The organism is Aeromonas sp. 9A (genome assembly GCF_963900955.1).
GTDB lineage: Bacteria > Pseudomonadota > Gammaproteobacteria > Enterobacterales > Aeromonadaceae > Aeromonas > Aeromonas salmonicida.
On record NZ_CAWRFG010000001.1, the window covers coordinates 1,496,893 to 1,514,163 of the forward strand.

General features: G+C 61.8%; 13 protein-coding genes and 1 pseudogene. 4 read left to right on the top strand and 10 right to left on the bottom strand.

The window, feature by feature from the left end; all coding sequences use genetic code 11:
* Positions 1-109: 109 nt before the first annotated feature.
* On the top strand, positions 110-2,062 hold the full coding sequence (locus AACX78_RS07280) for a monovalent cation:proton antiporter family protein (protein WP_201302807.1): 1,953 nt from the start codon (positions 110-112) through the stop codon (positions 2,060-2,062).
* Between the two features lie 31 nt (positions 2,063-2,093).
* Here AACX78_RS07280 and AACX78_RS07285 read toward each other — a convergent pair whose 3' ends face one another.
* The 4 genes from AACX78_RS07285 to AACX78_RS07305 all read right to left on the bottom strand — a co-directional run bounded on the left by AACX78_RS07285 (position 2,094) and on the right by AACX78_RS07305 (position 5,728).
* Positions 2,094-3,239 (bottom strand): patatin-like phospholipase family protein, encoded by a 1,146-nt coding sequence (locus AACX78_RS07285; protein ID WP_159165790.1) that lies wholly within the window; start codon positions 3,237-3,239, stop codon positions 2,094-2,096.
* A gap of 123 nt (positions 3,240-3,362) precedes the next feature.
* Positions 3,363-4,232: an alpha/beta hydrolase gene (locus tag AACX78_RS07290; protein ID WP_201302808.1), complete on the bottom strand. Its 870-nt coding sequence runs from the start codon at positions 4,230-4,232 to the stop codon at positions 3,363-3,365.
* A 70-nt stretch (positions 4,233-4,302) separates the two neighbouring features.
* On the bottom strand, positions 4,303-4,884 hold the full coding sequence (locus AACX78_RS07295) for a TetR/AcrR family transcriptional regulator (RefSeq protein ID WP_159165791.1): 582 nt from the start codon (positions 4,882-4,884) through the stop codon (positions 4,303-4,305).
* A 199-nt stretch (positions 4,885-5,083) separates the two neighbouring features.
* Positions 5,084-5,728, bottom strand: a complete 645-nt coding sequence (locus tag AACX78_RS07305; protein ID WP_059112100.1) for a response regulator — start codon at positions 5,726-5,728, stop codon at positions 5,084-5,086.
* Between the two features lie 158 nt (positions 5,729-5,886).
* Between AACX78_RS07305 and AACX78_RS07310 the strand changes: the two genes are divergently transcribed.
* Positions 5,887-6,513, top strand: a complete 627-nt coding sequence (locus AACX78_RS07310; RefSeq protein ID WP_021139080.1) for a glutathione S-transferase — start codon at positions 5,887-5,889, stop codon at positions 6,511-6,513.
* Between the two features lie 81 nt (positions 6,514-6,594).
* On the opposite strand, the gene AACX78_RS07315 is transcribed toward AACX78_RS07310, so the two are convergent.
* The 4 genes and pseudogenes from AACX78_RS07315 to AACX78_RS07330 all read right to left on the bottom strand — a co-directional run bounded on the left by AACX78_RS07315 (position 6,595) and on the right by AACX78_RS07330 (position 12,028).
* Complete coding sequence (locus AACX78_RS07315; protein ID WP_159165792.1) at positions 6,595-8,706, bottom strand: alpha-amylase; 2,112 nt, start codon at positions 8,704-8,706, stop codon at positions 6,595-6,597.
* A gap of 425 nt (positions 8,707-9,131) precedes the next feature.
* Positions 9,132-9,954, bottom strand: a pseudogene (locus AACX78_RS07320) (helix-turn-helix transcriptional regulator).
* Positions 9,955-9,965: 11 nt separating this feature from the next.
* Positions 9,966-10,502 carry a YbhB/YbcL family Raf kinase inhibitor-like protein gene (locus AACX78_RS07325; RefSeq protein ID WP_159165793.1) on the bottom strand — a complete coding sequence of 179 codons (537 nt, stop codon included), beginning with the start codon at positions 10,500-10,502 and terminating at the stop codon, positions 9,966-9,968.
* Between the two features lie 269 nt (positions 10,503-10,771).
* Entirely contained in the window at positions 10,772-12,028 is a 1,257-nt protein-coding gene (locus AACX78_RS07330) for an adenylosuccinate synthetase (protein ID WP_159165794.1), read from the bottom strand.
* Positions 12,029-12,209: 181 nt separating this feature from the next.
* On the opposite strand from AACX78_RS07330, the gene AACX78_RS07335 reads away from it, so the two are divergent.
* On the top strand, positions 12,210-13,130 hold the full coding sequence (locus AACX78_RS07335) for a LysR family transcriptional regulator (protein ID WP_058393458.1): 921 nt from the start codon (positions 12,210-12,212) through the stop codon (positions 13,128-13,130).
* 200 nt (positions 13,131-13,330) lie between these two features.
* Here AACX78_RS07335 and AACX78_RS07340 read toward each other — a convergent pair whose 3' ends face one another.
* Both AACX78_RS07340 and AACX78_RS07345 read right to left on the bottom strand, forming a co-directional pair.
* Positions 13,331-14,611 carry a TAXI family TRAP transporter solute-binding subunit gene (locus tag AACX78_RS07340; RefSeq protein WP_201302809.1) on the bottom strand — a complete coding sequence of 427 codons (1,281 nt, stop codon included), beginning with the start codon at positions 14,609-14,611 and terminating at the stop codon, positions 13,331-13,333.
* A 177-nt stretch (positions 14,612-14,788) separates the two neighbouring features.
* Entirely contained in the window at positions 14,789-15,928 is a 1,140-nt protein-coding gene (locus AACX78_RS07345) for a MalY/PatB family protein (protein WP_159165796.1), read from the bottom strand.
* A 161-nt stretch (positions 15,929-16,089) separates the two neighbouring features.
* On the opposite strand from AACX78_RS07345, the gene AACX78_RS07350 reads away from it, so the two are divergent.
* On the top strand, positions 16,090-17,262 hold the full coding sequence (locus AACX78_RS07350; protein WP_005312169.1) for an MFS transporter: 1,173 nt from the start codon (positions 16,090-16,092) through the stop codon (positions 17,260-17,262).
* The last annotated feature ends 9 nt before the right edge of the window (positions 17,263-17,271 follow it).

The window sequence follows — 17,271 nt, forward strand, 5'->3', positions numbered from 1 at the left end:
TCATACGTCCTACTACCTGCCACTTCCCTGCAATCCCTGTGCCTAAAATATGTTCAATGTGAGCAAGGGCGGCTGACTAGGCTTAAGTGGATAAAAAGGGAGGAAAAATTTGTACGCAGATGTGTTGATCCTGCTGTTTGCCGCCGTCTTGCTGGTGGCGATTTTCCGGCGCCTCGGCCAGCCGGTGATCCTCGCTTACCTAGTAGCCGGGGTTCTGCTGGGTCCCCATGGTGCCGCCGTTCTCTCCGAGCAGGCGAACATGCAGACCATCGCCGAGCTTGGCATCGTCTTTCTGATGTTCTCACTGGGGCTGGAGTTCTCGTTACCGCGTCTGATCGCCATGCGGATGCTGGTCGTGGGGGTCGGTGGTCTGCAAGTGCTGTTCACCTCCCTGCTGTTCTTCTGGCTTGGCTGGTGGTGGGGGCTGAGCCTGCCCCAGGCGCTGGTGGTGTCGGGCACCCTGGCGCTCTCTTCCACCGCCGTGGTGATCAAGCAGCTGGGAGAGCAAAAACAGCTGCATACCCGCCGCGCTCAACTCGGGGTCAGCGTGCTCCTGTTTCAGGATCTGGCGGTGGTGCCGCTGCTGGTGATGATCCCCATACTGGCCAGACCCGAGATCCAGGGCAGTGCCCTGCTGGCGGAGATCGCCTGGGCCACTCTCAAAGGCCTGTTTGCCCTGTTCAGTCTGCTTGCCGTCGGCAAGTGGCTGCTTCCCTTGCTGTTTCACGAAGTGGCGCGGGCCCGCTCCGATGAACTCTTCGTGCTCAGTGCCCTGCTGGTGGCCTTGCTGGCGGCTTTCATGACCCATTCGCTGGGGTTGTCGATGGCGCTAGGGGCTTTCCTGGCGGGCATGATGCTGGGCGAGTCTCACTATCGCCATCAGCTGGAGGTGGACATAAGGCCGTTTCGGGATGTGTTGATGGGACTCTTCTTCATCACCATCGGCATGACCATGGATTGGCAACTGGTGGCGCTGGCCTGGTGGCAGGTGATCCTCTGCGTATTTGGCCTCATCTTGATCAAATCCCTGCTGGTACTGCTGGCGGGCCGCCTGATGGGAGAGCGCAAGCGGGATGCCATGGCGGCGGGGATCATGCTGAGCCAAGTCGGTGAGTTCGGCTTCGTGTTGCTGGCGCTGGCCAACCACCACGTACTGCTCGACCATCAGCTGGTCTCCCTGCTCATCGGCATAGGGGTGATCTCCATCGCCATGACCCCCTGGCTGGTGCAAAAGGCGCACGGTCTGGCGCGCGCGCTCACCGACTCGGCCCTGCTGACCCGCTCCGAGGTGGCGCAGTCGGGGCTGAGCAAACATCAACACGTCATCATCGCCGGTTTTGGGCGTGCCGGGCAGACATGCGCCCGTTTTCTCAAGCTGGAAGACATTCCCTTCCTCGCGCTGGATCTCGATCCCGAGCGGGTGGGCGAAGCCAAGACGGCGGGGGAGCAGGTGGCATTTGGCGATGCCAGCCGGCGCGATATCCTGCTGGCCGCCGGTCTGCTGCGGGCTCGCCTGGTGATCATCACCTTCGACGATCGCAAGCGGGTCGAGGCCATGCTGGCGTTGATAAAGGAGCTGGCGGGGCAGGTCAGGGTACTGGTACGGACCCGGGACGACAGCTTTCTGGAGGCCTTCAAGCAGGCTGGGGCGCATGAGGTTATCCCGGAATCCCAGGAAGGGGCCCTGATGCTGGTTTCTCATCTATTGCTCAATTGCGACATCCCTATCGGCCGGGTGATCCGGCGCATGGAGCTGGAACGCAGCAGCCAGTATCGCTTTTTGCACGGCTTCTACTGGGGGGACCAGAGTGCCAGCAATCTGGAGACGGATCAGTTGCTCGAGCGTCTGCATCCCGTGCTGCTGCACGATCAGGCCTGGGCCGTGGGGCAGACTGTCCAGGCGCTGGCGCTTGACGCTGTGCGAATAAAAGAGGTGCAACGCGGTGAACAGAGCCTGGAGCCCAGGCCCGAATTGCGGCTGGCGGCAGGGGACAGGCTGGTGTTGTTTGGCAATGCGGTAGCGATGGAGCAGGCAGAACAAAAGTTGCTGGAGGGGCGTTAGGCCTTGCGCTGCACAAGGCCTACCAGCTGATTTACATCTCTTCCCGCATCACTTCTTCAATCCCCAGAAACTGTTCGACCCGCGCCCGCTCGTTGAGGGTATCCCGGTAACCCAGCTTGATCAGTTGCTGGCAGTAGCCGGGATAGAACATCAGAAAGCTGGCCAGGCTGCTGGTCTCGTCCCCCGACACTCCCAGCACCCGTAACAGGCGGCGCAGGTGCACCGGCAGCTTGCGCAGATAGGCCAGCGCTATGGTGTCGAGATCCTGGCTCGGTTTCAGCACGCAGGTCTCCACCCGTTTGAGTTTCAGGCGTCTGCGCTCCCGCTCGGGTATGAGATCCAGGGTCTGATTGATACGCCATAGCCGTTCCAGATCCGAATTCAGGGTATCGGTAAAGACGGTATCGAGCAGGTGGCTCGCGATGTTGGAGCTGGTCAGGTGGCCATGGCGAAAGGTGGGGGCCGAGTGGGCAGGTGGATCCAGCGCAATCAGTAGGATCCGCTCCGCCCCCAGATGGATGGCTGGGCTTAATGGGCTCAACTGGTGAATGGAACCATCGCCGTAAAACTTGTCGCCAATATGGGTCGCCGGAAAGACAAACGGCAACGCCGAGGAGGCCAGCAGGTGATCCGAGGTGAGCAGGGTGCGCACCCCGCGCCGTCTGGCTCGCTCCCACGGCAGATGGTCGGCCCGTCCCTGAAAAAAGGTGGTTGAGAGGCCGTCATCATAGTCCGACGCTGTGATGGCCAGCGCCTCCAGGCTGCCATAGAGGATGTTGTCGTCGATGCGGTGATAGTCGATGAGCTGATCCAGCAGGCGGCGCAGGGGGGCGTTGTCAAACAGGTGAAAGGCGTGATTGGTGTGAGGATTGATAAGCCCGGCCGAGCCTTCATACAACAGCCGCCACAGCAATCTGCCGGGATGAAAGTCGAATATATGGTGGGTTTCGAAGCGGCGCCAGACCCACTCCAGCTTGCGTACCCCCAGGTGGAAACAGGAGGCATAGCAGGCCAGCGCAGTGACATTGATGGCACCGGCCGAGGTGCCACACAGTATGGGAAACGGAATGCCGAGATTGCGAGGATAAAACTCGGCGATGGCCTTGAGGGCACCGACCTGATAGGCCGCGCGAGCACCGCCACCGGTCAAGAGAAGAGCTGTGTTGGGTCTGGCCATGATACTGCGCCTTATGGTTGCCACTGAAGGTGTTGCCACCGAGCAATTTAACTATAAGGCGCTGTATCGAATATAAAAACAGGTCTGCGCACCATTTTTTCAGCAGGCTGGTTTCAACGGTGGTTATGCCGGTGAATGGGAGCCTGCCAGGCTATCGAAGGCGGCAAAGAGGGGGGCACTGGCAAGGATTCGGCCGTGACCCAATCCACGGGTGCTGACCAGTCGGGTACGGCCATCCAGGGTTGCTCGTTGGGAGTCGCCGTAGGGGGCAAACCTGTCTTCCTCGTCGTGCACTATGATGGCGGCGCCGCTGCGGCTGGCGAGACGCCCCAGCGGGTCGACCGTGCTGAGGGGATGCTGGTACTCCTGCTCAATCTCTTTCACTACCGCATCGAACAGGCGGATGGAATAGCCGGAGCGGGCCACCATGCCGTAGAGCTGGGGCACATAGTCGAGCACGGGCGAAACAAGCAGCAGCGGCAACTGGTCGAGGGCTTGTTGGCGACTGGAGAGGGTGACGGCACCTCCCATACTGTGGGCGATGACGCCACTGAGTGGACCGAATTTGGCGACCTGTGCGGCCACCAGCTCGTCAAAGGCGCGCACGAAGCGGGGCAGGTGACCGGTATGACCGGCGCTATGGCCATGGGCCGGATGGTCATAGGCGATGGCGGTGAAGCCCTGGGCGGCGATATGGCTCATCAGCGGATAAAACTGGCTGGCACTGCCGGACCAGCCGTGCATCAACAGCCAGACCGGCCCCTGGCCGAGCCGATAGCTCATCAATATCCCTTCGCTGGTGTGCACGGCTTGCTTCACCAGGCCCGCAGGCGCCGCCTCATCCCGCTGATTGCGCTGGGGGGTGAGCAGCAGCTTGCTGGCGGTACGCCTGGCGTGAGCGGGGGCGAGTCTGTGATGCAACCGGGTGCCAAGCCCCAGCAGCCATTTGCTCGGGCTGAAGCGGCGGGTGTTGAAGTAGATCTTGCTGCTCATGATGGTCCTGTCTGTTTTGTGTGCGAACGGTCGTGCTTTTTTGTGAGTTTTTAAAAAGTCATTCGAGAAATCATTGCCAGCTCGTCAGCAGATCATCCACTTCGGGCCAAAAGTGGCGAGCGGGATCCTGACACAAGTCCAGCGCATTGAACACCTGATCTGCCAGATAGAGGCCGTATAGCCGATAGACGGCGCGCCAGGGTTCCAGATCCTGGCGCCACTCCCCCTGCGCCTGACCCTGCACCACCTGGCGGGCCAGGTAGTCGAGCCAGAAGCGCACCAGCTGGCGCGCCGCCTGTTGCACCTCGCCCTCCTGGGCCGAGGTCCAGGCGTCGAGGAACATGCAGCGGCCGGCGAAGCTCTGGTTCCAGGCCAGCCAGGCCTGGAGCAGGGCGACAAGTTTTTCGCGCTGACTCTGGTGTTGTTGCTGGCGCACGGGCTGGATCACCCGTTCCCGGAACACCTCGGCAGCGTGTTCCAGCACGGCGATCTGCAGGTTGTCGCGGGATTGAAAGTGGGCAAAGAGGCCGCTCTTGGACATCTCGCACGCACAGGCAAGGGAGCCTATGGTCAGGCTCTCCAGCCCTTGCTGGCTCGCCTGCTCAAACGCAGTCTGCAAAATGTTGTCGCGGGTCAGACGGCCCTTGCTCATCACACTCTCCTCGTTGGCCCTGCAGCATAAAGTACGATCGTGCTAATTGTCGAGGGAGAAACTGGCAGGAGAGGCCACAGGTCAGACTCAATCCTCCTTGATATCCATCTGCTGCAAGGCGATGACCGCTCGGGTGCGATTCTTGACGCTGGGCTTGCGAAAGGCGGGAGTGATATGGACCTTGATGGTGGCAAGGGGGTCAGTCGTCCTTGATATCCATCTGCTGCAAGGCGATGACCGCCTGGGTGCGGTTCTTGACGCCGAGTTTGCGAAAAACAGCCGTGATATGGGCCTTGATGGTGGCTTCGGAGACATTGAGCTCCCAGGCGATCTGCTTGTTCAGGCTGCCATCGCGCAACATCACCAGCACCTTGTACTGCTGGGGGGTGAGGCTGGCGAGCTTGCTGGCGAAATCGGGGCCGTCTTCGGACTCGGGATGCAGGGATATGCCGGCTGGCACCCAGTTATCTCCCCCGATCACCGTATTGAGGGCGTTGACCAGCTCTTTCATGGGGACCGACTTGGGGATGAAGCCCAGCGCGCCGAGCCGCAGTACCTGCTGGATGATGGCGGCATCTTCCGAGGCGGAGACCACGACAATGGGCAGGTCGGGATACTGGCCGCGCAGGTGGGCGAGGCCGGAGAAGCCGTTGGCACCGGGCATCTTGAGATCGAGCAGCAACAGGTCTACCTCAGGGTGTTCCCCCAGCAGGCTGGTCAGGCTGTTAATGGAGTCGGCCTCCAGCAGCTGGGCATCCTTGATGGCCATGTGCACAGCTTGATAGAGGGCGCCCCGAAACAGGGGGTGGTCATCTGCGATGACGATGGTAAATTGGCTGTCCATTGCTCACATTGTTGCTAACTGATTGTTTTGGAAAATCAAACTAGCATCGCTCTCTTGGGGGGTCAAACCCGCAGGCGTGCAAATGTGAAGCGACCGTCGGATGTCGTGCCATTGGGGCAGATGGGATGGTCACGAGCAACCCATGCAGGAGGCAAGAGATGGGATCCTTGGTATTGACGGTGGGCACGGGCTCCACCTGGGCAATGCGGGCGGCACTGGTGCTCGCCATGAGCGGGCAGGAGTGGCAGGAGCAGGTGTTTGATCTGGAAGATGCCAAGGCGTTGGCGCGGCTCAAGCGGTTGGCGCCTGCCGGCCTGGTGCCCTGGCTGGATCACGATGGCGTGCGGGTACACGACTCGCTGGCCATTGCCGAATACCTGTACGAGCTCTGCCCAGACCGCCAGCTCTATCCCGCTTCCCGTGCCGAGCGGGCGCTGGCCCGCAGTCTGTGCGCGGAAATGCACTCGGGCTTTGGCCAGATCCGCAGTCAGCTGCCCTTCTTTCTGGGGGCGCCGACCCGCAGCGAGCCGCCGGTGGAGGCCATCGGCGAGCTGGCTCGCCTGCAGACCATCTGGTCCCAGGCGAGGGGGCCATTCTATTTCGGTGAAGAGGGCATCATAGATGCCTTCTATGGGGTGATGGCCTATCGGCTTGCCAGCTATGGCATCCAGTTGCCCGGTCAGGCCGGTGTCTATCAGCAGGCCTTGCTGGCCTGGCCTTTGTGGCAGGCTCTGCTGGTCAAGGTACGGTTGCAGTGGCCTGTGGCTGCCCGTCAACCGGCGTAAGACGGCCCTGTTGAACGGGTCGGTGGCTGACATTGAAGAGGGGAGCCATTGGCTCCCCTCTCTGCTGATGGGTGGGACTGTCTACGGCTGCCGCCCTGCAAACACCACCACCACCTTGTCCTCCCCCTTCTCCCTCACGAAGCTGTAGGGAGCATCCGACAGCTTCTTGTGGCTGCCAGCGGCTATGGCCGGATGGGCGGCGCGGAACTGGCCGAGTCGCTGCCAGTGCTTGACCAGCTCGGCCTTCTCGCCGCTCTCGATCTCCTGCCAGTTCATGTCCGAGCGAACACTCTGATCGAACACGCCGCCATCCTTGGCCAGACCCCGGCCGGACTCGTCGCCGTAGTAGAGCTGGATGCCCCCCGGCAACAGCATGAAGCTGTTGGCAACTCTGCGTTGTAGCGGCACGTCCTGATAGTCGCCAAAGAACAGCTTGGTGTCGTGGGAGCTGATGTAGCTCAGCACGTTGAACTCGGGATCCTGATTGATGCGGCTGGCGTAGCTGGCATAGGTGGGATCGCTGCCCGCCATGCACTGGGCCTGGGGCAGGGCGAACTCCCTCTGATAGTCGAAGTTGATCAGGGAATCGAAACCGTTCTGATACCAGAAATCCTTGGCGACCCCGTGATCCCACACCTCGCCCACCATGTAGAAGGGCAGATCGTCGAGCGCCTTGCTTGGATTGGCGTCCTTCCACTCCTGGAGCGCCGCCGTGCCCGCCTGTTTGAGCTTGGCCCACACTGCGGGCTCCAGGTGCTTGACGGTGTCGGCGCGAAAGCCGTCGATGCCGAAGCGGCGCACCCAGTCGGTGTGCCAGGCGATCAGGTAGTCGCTGACGCTTGCATTGGGGTGCGCCTTGGCTCTGGTGTCTTTTTTCGCTGCCAGCAGCGGCGGCAGACCTACCGGTTTTGTTGATTCAGTCAGGAAGTCCGGCAGCCCCGCCACAGTGCCGGTGACGTCGTCTGTGCCCGGTTGCGGGTAGCCGGGCAGACCAGCCCGCACCCAATCACCGCTCCACCACTTGTTCCAGTCTGGTGATTGGTAGTCGATAAACTGGTTGTAGCCATGCCAGTTGAGGCCGCCACTCGGACGCCACTGGTTCCAGGTGGCCGGCAGTTTGCCGGTGTTCTGGGTCAGATCGGTGAGCCCCAGATCCTGCAGGTCGGCCAGGGTGGCGTAACCGGCGTGGTTCATCACCACATCGAGGATGATCCGCATGCCACGCTTGTGGGCCTCGTCCACCAGGGTTTTCAGACTCTCCTCGTCGCCGTAGTTGGGATCGATCTTGGTGAAATCCAGTGCCCAGTAGCCGTGGTAGGCGTAGAAGGGGAAGTTGCCCTGCTCGCCGCCGCCGATGAAGCCGTGTACCTGCTCCACCATGGGAGTGATCCAGATGGCGTTCATGCCGAGGCTCTTGATGTAGTCGAGCTTCTCGGTCAGCCCCTTGAAGTCTCCGCCGTGCCAGGTTGCCACCTCGTCCTGACCATCCTTCTGGCGGCCGAAGCTGTGATCGTTGGCGGGATCGCCGTTGTGGAAGCGATCGGTCAGCAAGAAATAGACGCTCGCCTGATCCCAGCTGAAAGGTGCTTGCTTGGCTGCCTTGACCGGTTCAAGCAGCAGCAGGCCGCCGCTCTCCTTACTCGGGGTCAGGGTCAGCTTGCCCTGTTTGACCACAGCCTCCTGTTTTGAGTAGGTATCCCGCAGCCGGGTGCCGTCAGGCCAGACTCCCTTCAGCGACACCGTCACAGGGCCGCCATCCCAGGCGATACAGGGCTCTGCCGGGGGCTGGCGCTTGAACTCGCTCTTTCTGGTGGCCCGCAGCACCTTGAGGCTGGGGGTATCGGGATTGAAGGTAAACTCGTAGTCCCCCGCCAGCATCACCCTCAGGTTGAAGCTTGCCCCCTTGCTGCACTTGTCCATGGGTTGGGCGGTGCCGAAGGGGAGCGCCTTGACCTCGGTCGGCCCGAAGCTGGTGCCGCAGCTGTTGCCGGCATCGCTGATGCGGATCTGGTGATTGCCCTTGTCCAGCCTGTGGGTCAGGCTGACGGTGCCCTTGTCCAGCGTCAGCGCCTCGGCCACAGGTTTGCCATCCACATAGAGATGCACCTCGGGTGCGGCCAGCACCAGGCTTGAACACAGGGGGCCAGCCAGCAGGGCGAGCCAGAGGGGAGAGAAGCGAGGAGAGCGACGCATAAGCCATTCCTTGAGCAAGGGTAACCGGACCAGATTCCGTCAATGGGGCTCATTCTAGGGGGCATAGTGGCGGGCTTGGACAGGCAAAACGCCGATCTGTGAACTCAGTTCAAATGGTTACGTTTTCAAGCCGCGCAAAGTGTGATGACGGCAAGCATCCGATCGCGCTTGTCCAGAGTAGGCCGCCCTGACGTCAAGAAGCCGCCGTCCGAGTCGCGACATTCGCAGGGCATTTGCTCACGACTGAGCAACCCCAAGGCATCGCTTGGGTGCTTATACTGGGCCCGCTTCTTCTCCCGGGAAAATGGCACGGCTCTAACCCGACGCGGCGGACCCCGCTAACTGTGTCGGTCAGCGGGTATGACAGAGCGGGTCGGTCACAGTTGGCGGACGTGATCACGTTGCGCGATATGCCAGAGGCTGTCTCAGCCACTATTTATCTTGCGCTGTGCGTTAACAGAGGGACAGGTGCGCAGATATTGATGGGGGGTCAGGCCGAACTCCTGCTTGAAGCGGGCGGCGAAACGGCTGGGAGAGTCATAACCGCAGGCGAGGGCCACCTCCAGCGGAGTGAGGGCCTGTTGCAGCAGAGTGAGGGCGTGGCTCATGCGCACCTGGGTCAGCAGTTGGCGAAAGCTGCGCCCCTCGGCGGCCAGCTTGCGCACCAGGGAGGCGCGGCTCATGGCGAAGTGGGGGGCCAGGGTCTCGAGTGTATGGTCGGCGCCAGGCTCCACGCCGAGGTAGCGGGCCAGCCGCTCCCCGAGTGTCATTGTGCTGGCGGGAAACAGCAGGTCGAGGGCATGGGCGGCGTGCAGCTCGGCATAGAAGCCGTGCAGCAGCTGGGTCTGGGTGGCCTGGCTCAGCGTGCGGCTGGCCATGGAGCAGACCAGCTCGAAGCAGAACGCCAGCGCCGGGTTCACCTCAAGGCGCGGCTCCCTCTGCGGGGTGGGTGGGGCACTGTTCAGCCAGTGGGGCCCTGTTCAGCCATTCGGCGGGGGGAGGGGCCAGCAGGGTCAGGGCATGGGAGCTGAACTTGCCCTGTTCGGGCTGATTGACGAAGGTGAGCTGGTGGCCTGCCGGGATCAGCAGCCAGCTCCCCTTGTCAAACGACAGGCGCCTGTCTTGCCACCACAGCAGCTTGTGGCCCTGTTGCACCCAGATGATGGTCGGCGCATAGATGAGCACCCTGTGCAGGGGCTGCTCGCGGATCCCGAAATAGTGATTCAGTTGCAGCAAGGGAGTGCTCATCCGGCGGGCTCCTAGGGGGTGACGAAGGTGGCGGTCAGGGTGGCCTTGCCCAGCGCCATGGCATTGAGCATGTAGCCTACCATGGCGGGCGGGGTATCTGCCTTGACCTCGAGATCCTGAGGCAAAGCCCAGGCGGTGAACTGGTAGCGGTGCATGCCATGCCCGGCGGGCGGACAGGGGCCGCCGTAGCCCTGGCTGCCGAAGTCGGTTCCGAGCTCAAGACCCTGTTTGAGTTTGCCGGAGGCGTTGCTGGCCAGCTCGCTCTGATTGGCGGGCAGGTTCACCACCAGCCAGTGCCACCAGCCGCTGCCGGTGGGGGCATCGGGGTCATAGGCCGTGATGGTGACGCTCCTGGTGCCGGCCGGCAGGTCCTGCCAGCTCAGCTGGGGCGAGCGGTTTTCCCCCTTGCAGCCGAAGCCGTTGAAGCTGAACGCCTTGTCCATCAGTTGACCTTCCTGGATGTCCGTGCTCTTCAAGGTCATGGCAGAAGCGGGCAGGGCCGCCACGCACAGCAGGGATAGCAGGGCGGAACGCAGGGGTAATTTCATTGTGGTGCTCCTTTATGGATGAGGGGATCTCCATGGGGGGATCCTGATGAGGGGATCAGTCTAGCGAAGGAGGGGCAGCCTGGTGCAACATCAAGGCTCAATATCAGGTTTCAGGTGGCTGATTGTGAGCAGGTCTGCATCTGAAAGGTAAAAGATTGGTAAGGTGGGGTGAGACGGCAAGGGAGAAGGTGACTGGTGGTGTGGCGACCATAAAAAACCGGCCTCCATGAGGCCGGTTTTGACATTGTGCTGACAGAAGAGCAGGCGGCTTAGCGCAGTATCATCTGCTCGCGGCCCGGGCCGACGGAGACCATGGGGACCGGCACACCCAACAGGGCTTCGATACGCAACACATAGTGCTGGGCAGCCTGGGGCAAGTCTTCAAACTTGCGGATGTGGGAGATGTCTTCGCTCCAGGCTTCCATGGACTCGTACACCGGCTTCAGACCGGCAGTCTGTGGCCAGATCGGGTTCTCGGTGTTGGCACCTTCGTAGGCCACGCAGATCTTCAGATCCGGCATGCCGGAGAGGCAGTCCAGCTTGGTCAGGGCGATCTCGTTGGCGGCCTGGATCTCCAGACCCTGCTTGGTGGCAACGGCGTCGAAGTAGCCGATGTCACGGGGACGGCCAGTGGTGGCACCGAACTCGTTGGCGAACTTGCGGAACTCTTCCTGGTTCTCCATGGCGGTGATCAGGGTGCCGGTACCGACAGAGGTACTGAACGCCTTGGCCACGGCAATCACGCGCTCGGGGCGCAGGGCCGGCAGGCCGCCACCGATGCCGGCGTAAGCGCCGGAAACGTGGGAAGAAGTTACCCAGGGGTATTCGCCGTAGATGAGGTCACGGCCGGCGCCCAGCTGGGCTTCGAACAGCAGGGTGCCATTCTGGGCCTGGATGGCCTTGAGCGGTTCGCTGACGTTGCAGACGGCGTCGATCCAGGGAGCGGACACTTCCAGCAGCCAGTCGGCCATTTCCTGGGCTGTCTGGCTGAACTCGAAGCTCGGGTAGAGGGCCTTGAGCTGCGGCAGTTTCCAGTCGAGGAAGAACTGGATGCGCTCGACCAGCACTTCAGGCTGTTTCAACCAGCCGACCAGGATCGCTTTTTTCATGACCCGATCACCGTAAGCCGGTGCAATGCCCTGACGGGTGGAGCCATAGGCACCATCACCCAGACGGACTTCTTCCAGGGTATCTTCCAGCGCATGGATCGGCAGGCAGAAGGTAGCGCGATCAGAGATGGCCAGTTTCGGGGTCACGCCGGCGGCTTTCACTTCAGCCAGCTCTTTGGTCAACGGCTCCGGGCTGATGACCATGCCAGGGCCGAGGACAACCAGGCACTCCGGGTTGAATACGCCGCTCGGCAACTGGTGCAGCTTGAAGGTGCCCAGGTCGTTGACGACGGTGTGGCCGGCGTTGTTGCCGCCCTGAAAACGGATGCTGGCGGCGGATTGACCTGCCAGATAATCGACGATGCGGCCTTTGCCTTCATCACCCCAGTTAGCACCTACGACTACGATAGACGACATGACTCTTTCTCCTAAGACGTTAGGCGTTCATCCTAGGAGGCTAAGGCGGATTAGAAAAATTAATTATCTTTATAATTCCGATAAGAGAGCCATATAATTACGACAGCGTTATCGGCAAGACACCTGTGCTGCTGCACTGGCCGGCATAAGGTGCGCAGAGGTGGAAAACAAAAGGATCCCCATGCTGGATATTCACTGGCTGCAAACCTTCGTCACCCTGGCACGGTTGCAGCACTTCGGCCACACCGCCACCGAACTGCACATGACCCAGCCCAATGTCAGCCTGCACCTCAAGAATCTGGAGCAGGCTACCCGGGTCAAGCTGATTGAACGCAGCCCGTTCCGGCTGACCCAGGCGGGGGAGCGCCTGTTGCAAAGCGCCGAGCGCGCCATCAATGAGTTGCTGCTGTGCCAATCCGACCTCAATGCCCTCAATCAGCTGAGTCAGGGCACGCTCGCCATCGCCGCCAGCGACATCATTTCCCGCTTGCTGCTGATCCAGCCGTTCCAGCGTTTCAAGCAGGAGTTTCCCGGCATCGACCTCACCTTGTTCAATACCACGTCGGATCAGGCGGCCGAGCTGGTCAAGGCTGGCAAGGCGGACCTTGGCTTCGTGATGGCGCAAAAGCGCAGCGAACCCCTGTTCTACACAGAGTTGCAGCAAGTGACCTGGTGCGCGCTGGGACACGGCTTGGCCCGCTGGCAAGCGCGGGCGAAGGCGGGAGAGAGCGATCCCCTCGATGAGCCGACCCTGATCCTGCTTGGTCACGATACCCGCACCCGGGCGCTGATAGATCCTTCCTTGCCCCTGCTCGGTTTGCCTACTTGTCGCATCATGGAAGTGGGCAGCGTGGATGCCCAGCTCGACTGGGCCGAGGCGGGATTCGGGGTGGCCATAGTGCCGGACTTCTCGCTCCATCCGCGCCTCAAGCTCACCGCCCCCGTGACCAGATTGACCGACTTTCCCGGCACCAGCTTAGGATACGTGGTGCGTCAGAATCAGGTGTTGTCACGGGCCATCAAGCAACTGCTGCACTGGGTGGAGGAGGAGATACAAAGGCCGGATGCCTACCATCCCCCGCAGCCCACGGCTGAGCGCTGAGCCGGTTTCGGATAAGCCGGGGGAGTTGTCACTTGTCCGGCCGCGATCACAACCGATAACAGGCAAGGTTAAAGGGCTGAAATAAATGGTATATCTATCGCCTTTATTCTCGCTGTGTGTGCCGGGCCAAGGGATATAAAACGATACAAAAAAAGAGGCCACCCGAATGGGTGGCCTCTTTGCCTTGGGTATCCCCGGGATCACTGGCTGGGGATGTTCGCCGAGGGCGCGGCGGGCAAGGGCTGGCTCGCGTCGTTCGTTGAACCGGTCGCGCTTGGCGAGCCCCCTTTTGTGTCGCTTGCCGCCGGGGGGGCAACCGCTGCCGGAGAGACTGCCGCCGAGGTGGGCGGTACCGCGACGGGCTGGGTTGCCACCGGGGCGGATGTGCCCGCAGGGGGAACTGTCACCTCGCTGCTGGCGTGCGCAGCCGAGGCCGCTTCCATTGCGGGGGTTGCCGCCGACACTTCTGTCGCAGAGGCCGTGAGGGATTCAGGTGTCAGTGACGGCAGTGGCAGAGCGGCGTCTTCCATGCCCGGATGGCGTGGTACGTCTGCCGCGGCCAGCATGGAGTCCTGGGTGAGGGGCGTCAGTGCCGGGTGCAATCGGGTAAATTGCTTGAGCCGCGCGGTCAGCACGTCCCGCACTGTGCGCACCTCGGCTTCGGGCAGGCTGTCCAGTGCGATCAACTCGGCGGTAACGGCGAAGGTACTGACGCTGGTGGGCTGTCCGGGATAGAGGTTCGCGCCGATCCGGCTGTGTTGATAGTAAGGGTGATGCTTGAGCAGGCGGTCGATCTGCTTTCCTTCGATAGGGATGATACGCGCCTTGCAGCGACCGGTCAGGTCCCCTATGCCCTGATTGGGGTGGCCCGCCACCACGAAAGCGGCGTCCAGAGTGCCATCGCAGAGCCCTTCCAGCCGACTGTTGACTGCGGCCGGGATGACGGGGGCAAAGCTGCTTGCCTGCCAACCCATGGCATCGAGCAGAGCCTGACTGGTGACGCGCTCCCCCGAGCCCGGGTTGCCCAGATCGACCCGCTTGCCTTCGATGTCAGCCAGGGTAGTGATGCTGCTGGTGGCGCTGGCAAGCAGGGTCAGCGACTCCTGATGGAGCCTGAACAGGCTGCGAAGCCGGTCGTTGGGCGGCTGGCCCACGAAGGGGCCTGTGCCCTTGGCGGCATGATGAACCACATCCGATTGCACCAGTGCCAGCTGGATTTTGCCCTGGCCCAGCTCCTTCAAGTTGGCCAGCGAACCTGAGGTGCTCTGCACCGAACAGTGCAGCCCCTTGTTGGCACTATCTTCGTTCAGCAAGCGGCAGATGGCGCCTCCGGTCGGATAGTAGACGCCGTTGAGCGCCCCTGTGCCAATGGTGAGATTGGTGGGCGTGGTGGCGTGCAGGGGCAGTGCCAGGGCAGCAGCCAGCCAGGGCAGGGTGATTCGTAGCAGGGCAGGCAGGTGGAGCAAGGGGCTTGGGTACATAGTGAACCGGATAAATGGCTGATAAAAGGGATGGGCCTGGCCCATCCCGTATGACGTCTCATGTTGTCTATTCAGCGGCGGGCCACAATGTAGTCAACCATTGTGGCCCGCAACGACTGCGCTCAAGCGTAGTTGGTTGCCGCCGACATGCAGCTGCAAAAATATACGCTATTGCCGTCAGATGCGAGTCTGGATCGTTTTCTCCATCCGAGCCAGTGCCTCGGTCAGCCGTGCCCTGGTACAACCGAAGTTGAGCCGCACGAACTGGCCATTGCCGAACTGGGCGCCGGGGGAGAGCCCCACTCCCGCCTGTTCGAAGAAGGCGATGGGATCGTCGAGCCCGAGCGCACTGACATCGATCCAGGCGAGGTAGGTCGCCTGATGGCGCGCCAGCGTGACGCCAGGCCAGCGGGCGACCGCCTGCTCGATCAGCGCCAGATTGGCAGCCAGATAGTCGAGCTGTTCGGCAAGCCAGGGGTCGCCCCCTTCATAGGCCGCTTCGGCCGCGACAAAGCCCAGCAGGTTGACGTCGGCGCTGATGCCGCGCATTGCCTGTTGCAGCTTGAGGCGCAGGCGGGGGTTGGGCACCACGGCGAAGGCGCAGCACAGGCCCGCAATATTGAAGGTCTTGCTCGGTGCCATCATTACGGCGCAGCGATCGGCGGCTTGTGGGCTGATGGCGCCATAGGGTATGTGACGGGCATTTTTGTCCAGCAGCAGATCGCAATGGATCTCGTCCGAGCAGACCACCAGATTGTGGCGCTCGGCGATGGCATCGATGGCTTCGAGCTCCTCGCGGGTAAATACTGTCCCACCCGGGTTGTGCGGGTTGCACAGCAGCAGCAGATCACCAAACGGGGCCTGACGCTCCAGCGCTTCCAGATCCAGCACCCAGCGACCCGCCTCTTCCACCATGGGGACTGTGAGCAGGGGACGGTCGTTGAAACCGGGGGCTTGCAGGAAGGGGTAGTAGACCGGCTTGGGGGTGATGATGCCGCGGCCTTGCTGGCTCCAGGCCTTGCACGCCAGGTTCAGACCCGGTACCACGCCGGGCAGGAAGATGAGCCACTCTGGCTGTATGGTCCAGCCGTAGCGGCTTGCCAGACGCCCTATGATGAGTTCGATCAGCCGGGCAGAGGGGCGCGAGTAACCGAAGATACCGTGGGCGACCCGTTTGGTGAGGGCCTCGACGACGGCGGGCGGCGAGACAAAGTCGGTGTCGGCAACCCACATGGGCAGCACGTCCTCGCCTTTGTACTTGTCCCATTTCAGGCTCATGGTGTCGCGACGATCTATTTCCCGGTCAAAATCAAACATGTGAAATCCTTATACTGGCCAGTGGGCTTTCAATGTACGGGGTCGGGCGCGGGGTCGCAAGCCTTGAGGTAACTCTTGATAATGACATAAAATAAGCGGCGCTATTTCATGCACTTGCCGAATTTTGGCCAGTTTTTATCCCCCAATCCAGTGGTAATCCTATGAGCCTGCTGACCACAGCCCTGCAGAGGCGTGATCCCGTCTCCCTCTCTTTTCTGGCCGTGACCTTTATGACCGGGGTTGCAGTCGCGCTCCAGGTACCGACCTTGAGCCTGTTTCTGGCCGAAGAGGTGCAGGTGCGCCCCTTGCTGGTCGGGCTCTTTTACACCGTCAACGCTGTGGTCGGCATCCTCATCAGCCAGTGGCTTGGCCACCGCTCCGACAGCAAGGGGGATCGCAAGCAGCTGATCCTGCGCTGCTGCTTCGCGGGTGTAGTGCTCTCCCTGCTGTTCGCCTGGAATCGCAACTACTGGCTGCTGGTAAGCCTGGGGGTCGTGCTGGCCAGTCTGGCAGCTACTGCCAGCCCCCAGCTGTTTGCCCTGGCCCGTGAATATGCCGACAGCCGCAACAAGCGAGCGGACATGTTCAGCTCAGTGCTGCGGGCCCAGTTTTCCCTAGCCTGGGTGATTGGTCCCCCCATCGCCTTCGCGCTGGCCATCGGCTATGGCTTCGAGGTGATGTATCTCGCCTCCGCCTTTGCCTACCTTGTCTGCGCGCTGGTGGTGTGGCGCTGGCTGCCTTCCCTGCCGTTGCCCACGCCAAATAACGAGGTGGAACGGGTCAGCAGCTGGCGGGACCCGTCGGTGCGGGCACTGTTTATCGCCTCCACCCTGATGTGGACCTGCAACAGCATGTATCTCATCAACATGCCGCTCTACATTACCCGCGAGCTGGGGCTGGAGGAGAAACTGGCGGGTGTGTTGATGGGCACGGCTGCGGCCCTGGAAATCCCCTTCATGTTGCTGGCAGGCTACTACACCCAGCGCTTTGGCAAGCGCCCCATGATGCTGGTGGCCGTGCTGGCCGGGGTGTTTTTCTACGTGGGGCTGGTCACCTTGTCGAGCCAGCCTGCCCTCATAGCGCTGCAACTGCTCAACGCCATCTTCATCGGTATAGTCGCGGGGATCGGCATGTCCTACTTCCAGGATCTGATGCCGGGGCGCGCCGGAGTGGCGACTACTCTGTTTGCCAACAGCATCCGCACCGGTTCCATCATGGCGGGGGCCATAGCGGGAACCGTGGCCGAGATCTGGAGCTTTCATGGTGTCTTCATGGTGGCGACCGCACTGGCGATGGCGGCACTGGCCGCCTGCTGGCGGGTACCCAATGTGTGAGGCGGGTCT

What these genes read in the sequence shown, in the direction of transcription:
- AACX78_RS07285 (WP_159165790.1), bottom strand. Translation starts at nt 3,239, where the DNA reads ATGGCCAGACCCAACACAGCTCTTCTCTTGACCGGTGGCGGTGCTCGC.
- AACX78_RS07290 (WP_201302808.1), bottom strand. Translation starts at nt 4,232, where the DNA reads ATGAGCAGCAAGATCTACTTCAACACCCGCCGCTTCAGCCCGAGCAAA.
- AACX78_RS07295 (WP_159165791.1), bottom strand. Translation starts at nt 4,884, where the DNA reads ATGAGCAAGGGCCGTCTGACCCGCGACAACATTTTGCAGACTGCGTTT.
- AACX78_RS07305 (WP_059112100.1), bottom strand. Translation starts at nt 5,728, where the DNA reads ATGGACAGCCAATTTACCATCGTCATCGCAGATGACCACCCCCTGTTT.
- AACX78_RS07310 (WP_021139080.1), top strand. Translation starts at nt 5,887, where the DNA reads ATGGGATCCTTGGTATTGACGGTGGGCACGGGCTCCACCTGGGCAATG.
- AACX78_RS07315 (WP_159165792.1), bottom strand. Translation starts at nt 8,706, where the DNA reads ATGCGTCGCTCTCCTCGCTTCTCTCCCCTCTGGCTCGCCCTGCTGGCT.
- AACX78_RS07325 (WP_159165793.1), bottom strand. Translation starts at nt 10,502, where the DNA reads ATGAAATTACCCCTGCGTTCCGCCCTGCTATCCCTGCTGTGCGTGGCG.
- AACX78_RS07330 (WP_159165794.1), bottom strand. Translation starts at nt 12,028, where the DNA reads ATGTCGTCTATCGTAGTCGTAGGTGCTAACTGGGGTGATGAAGGCAAA.
- AACX78_RS07335 (WP_058393458.1), top strand. Translation starts at nt 12,210, where the DNA reads ATGCTGGATATTCACTGGCTGCAAACCTTCGTCACCCTGGCACGGTTG.
- AACX78_RS07340 (WP_201302809.1), bottom strand. Translation starts at nt 14,611, where the DNA reads ATGTACCCAAGCCCCTTGCTCCACCTGCCTGCCCTGCTACGAATCACC.
- AACX78_RS07345 (WP_159165796.1), bottom strand. Translation starts at nt 15,928, where the DNA reads ATGTTTGATTTTGACCGGGAAATAGATCGTCGCGACACCATGAGCCTG.
- AACX78_RS07350 (WP_005312169.1), top strand. Translation starts at nt 16,090, where the DNA reads ATGAGCCTGCTGACCACAGCCCTGCAGAGGCGTGATCCCGTCTCCCTC.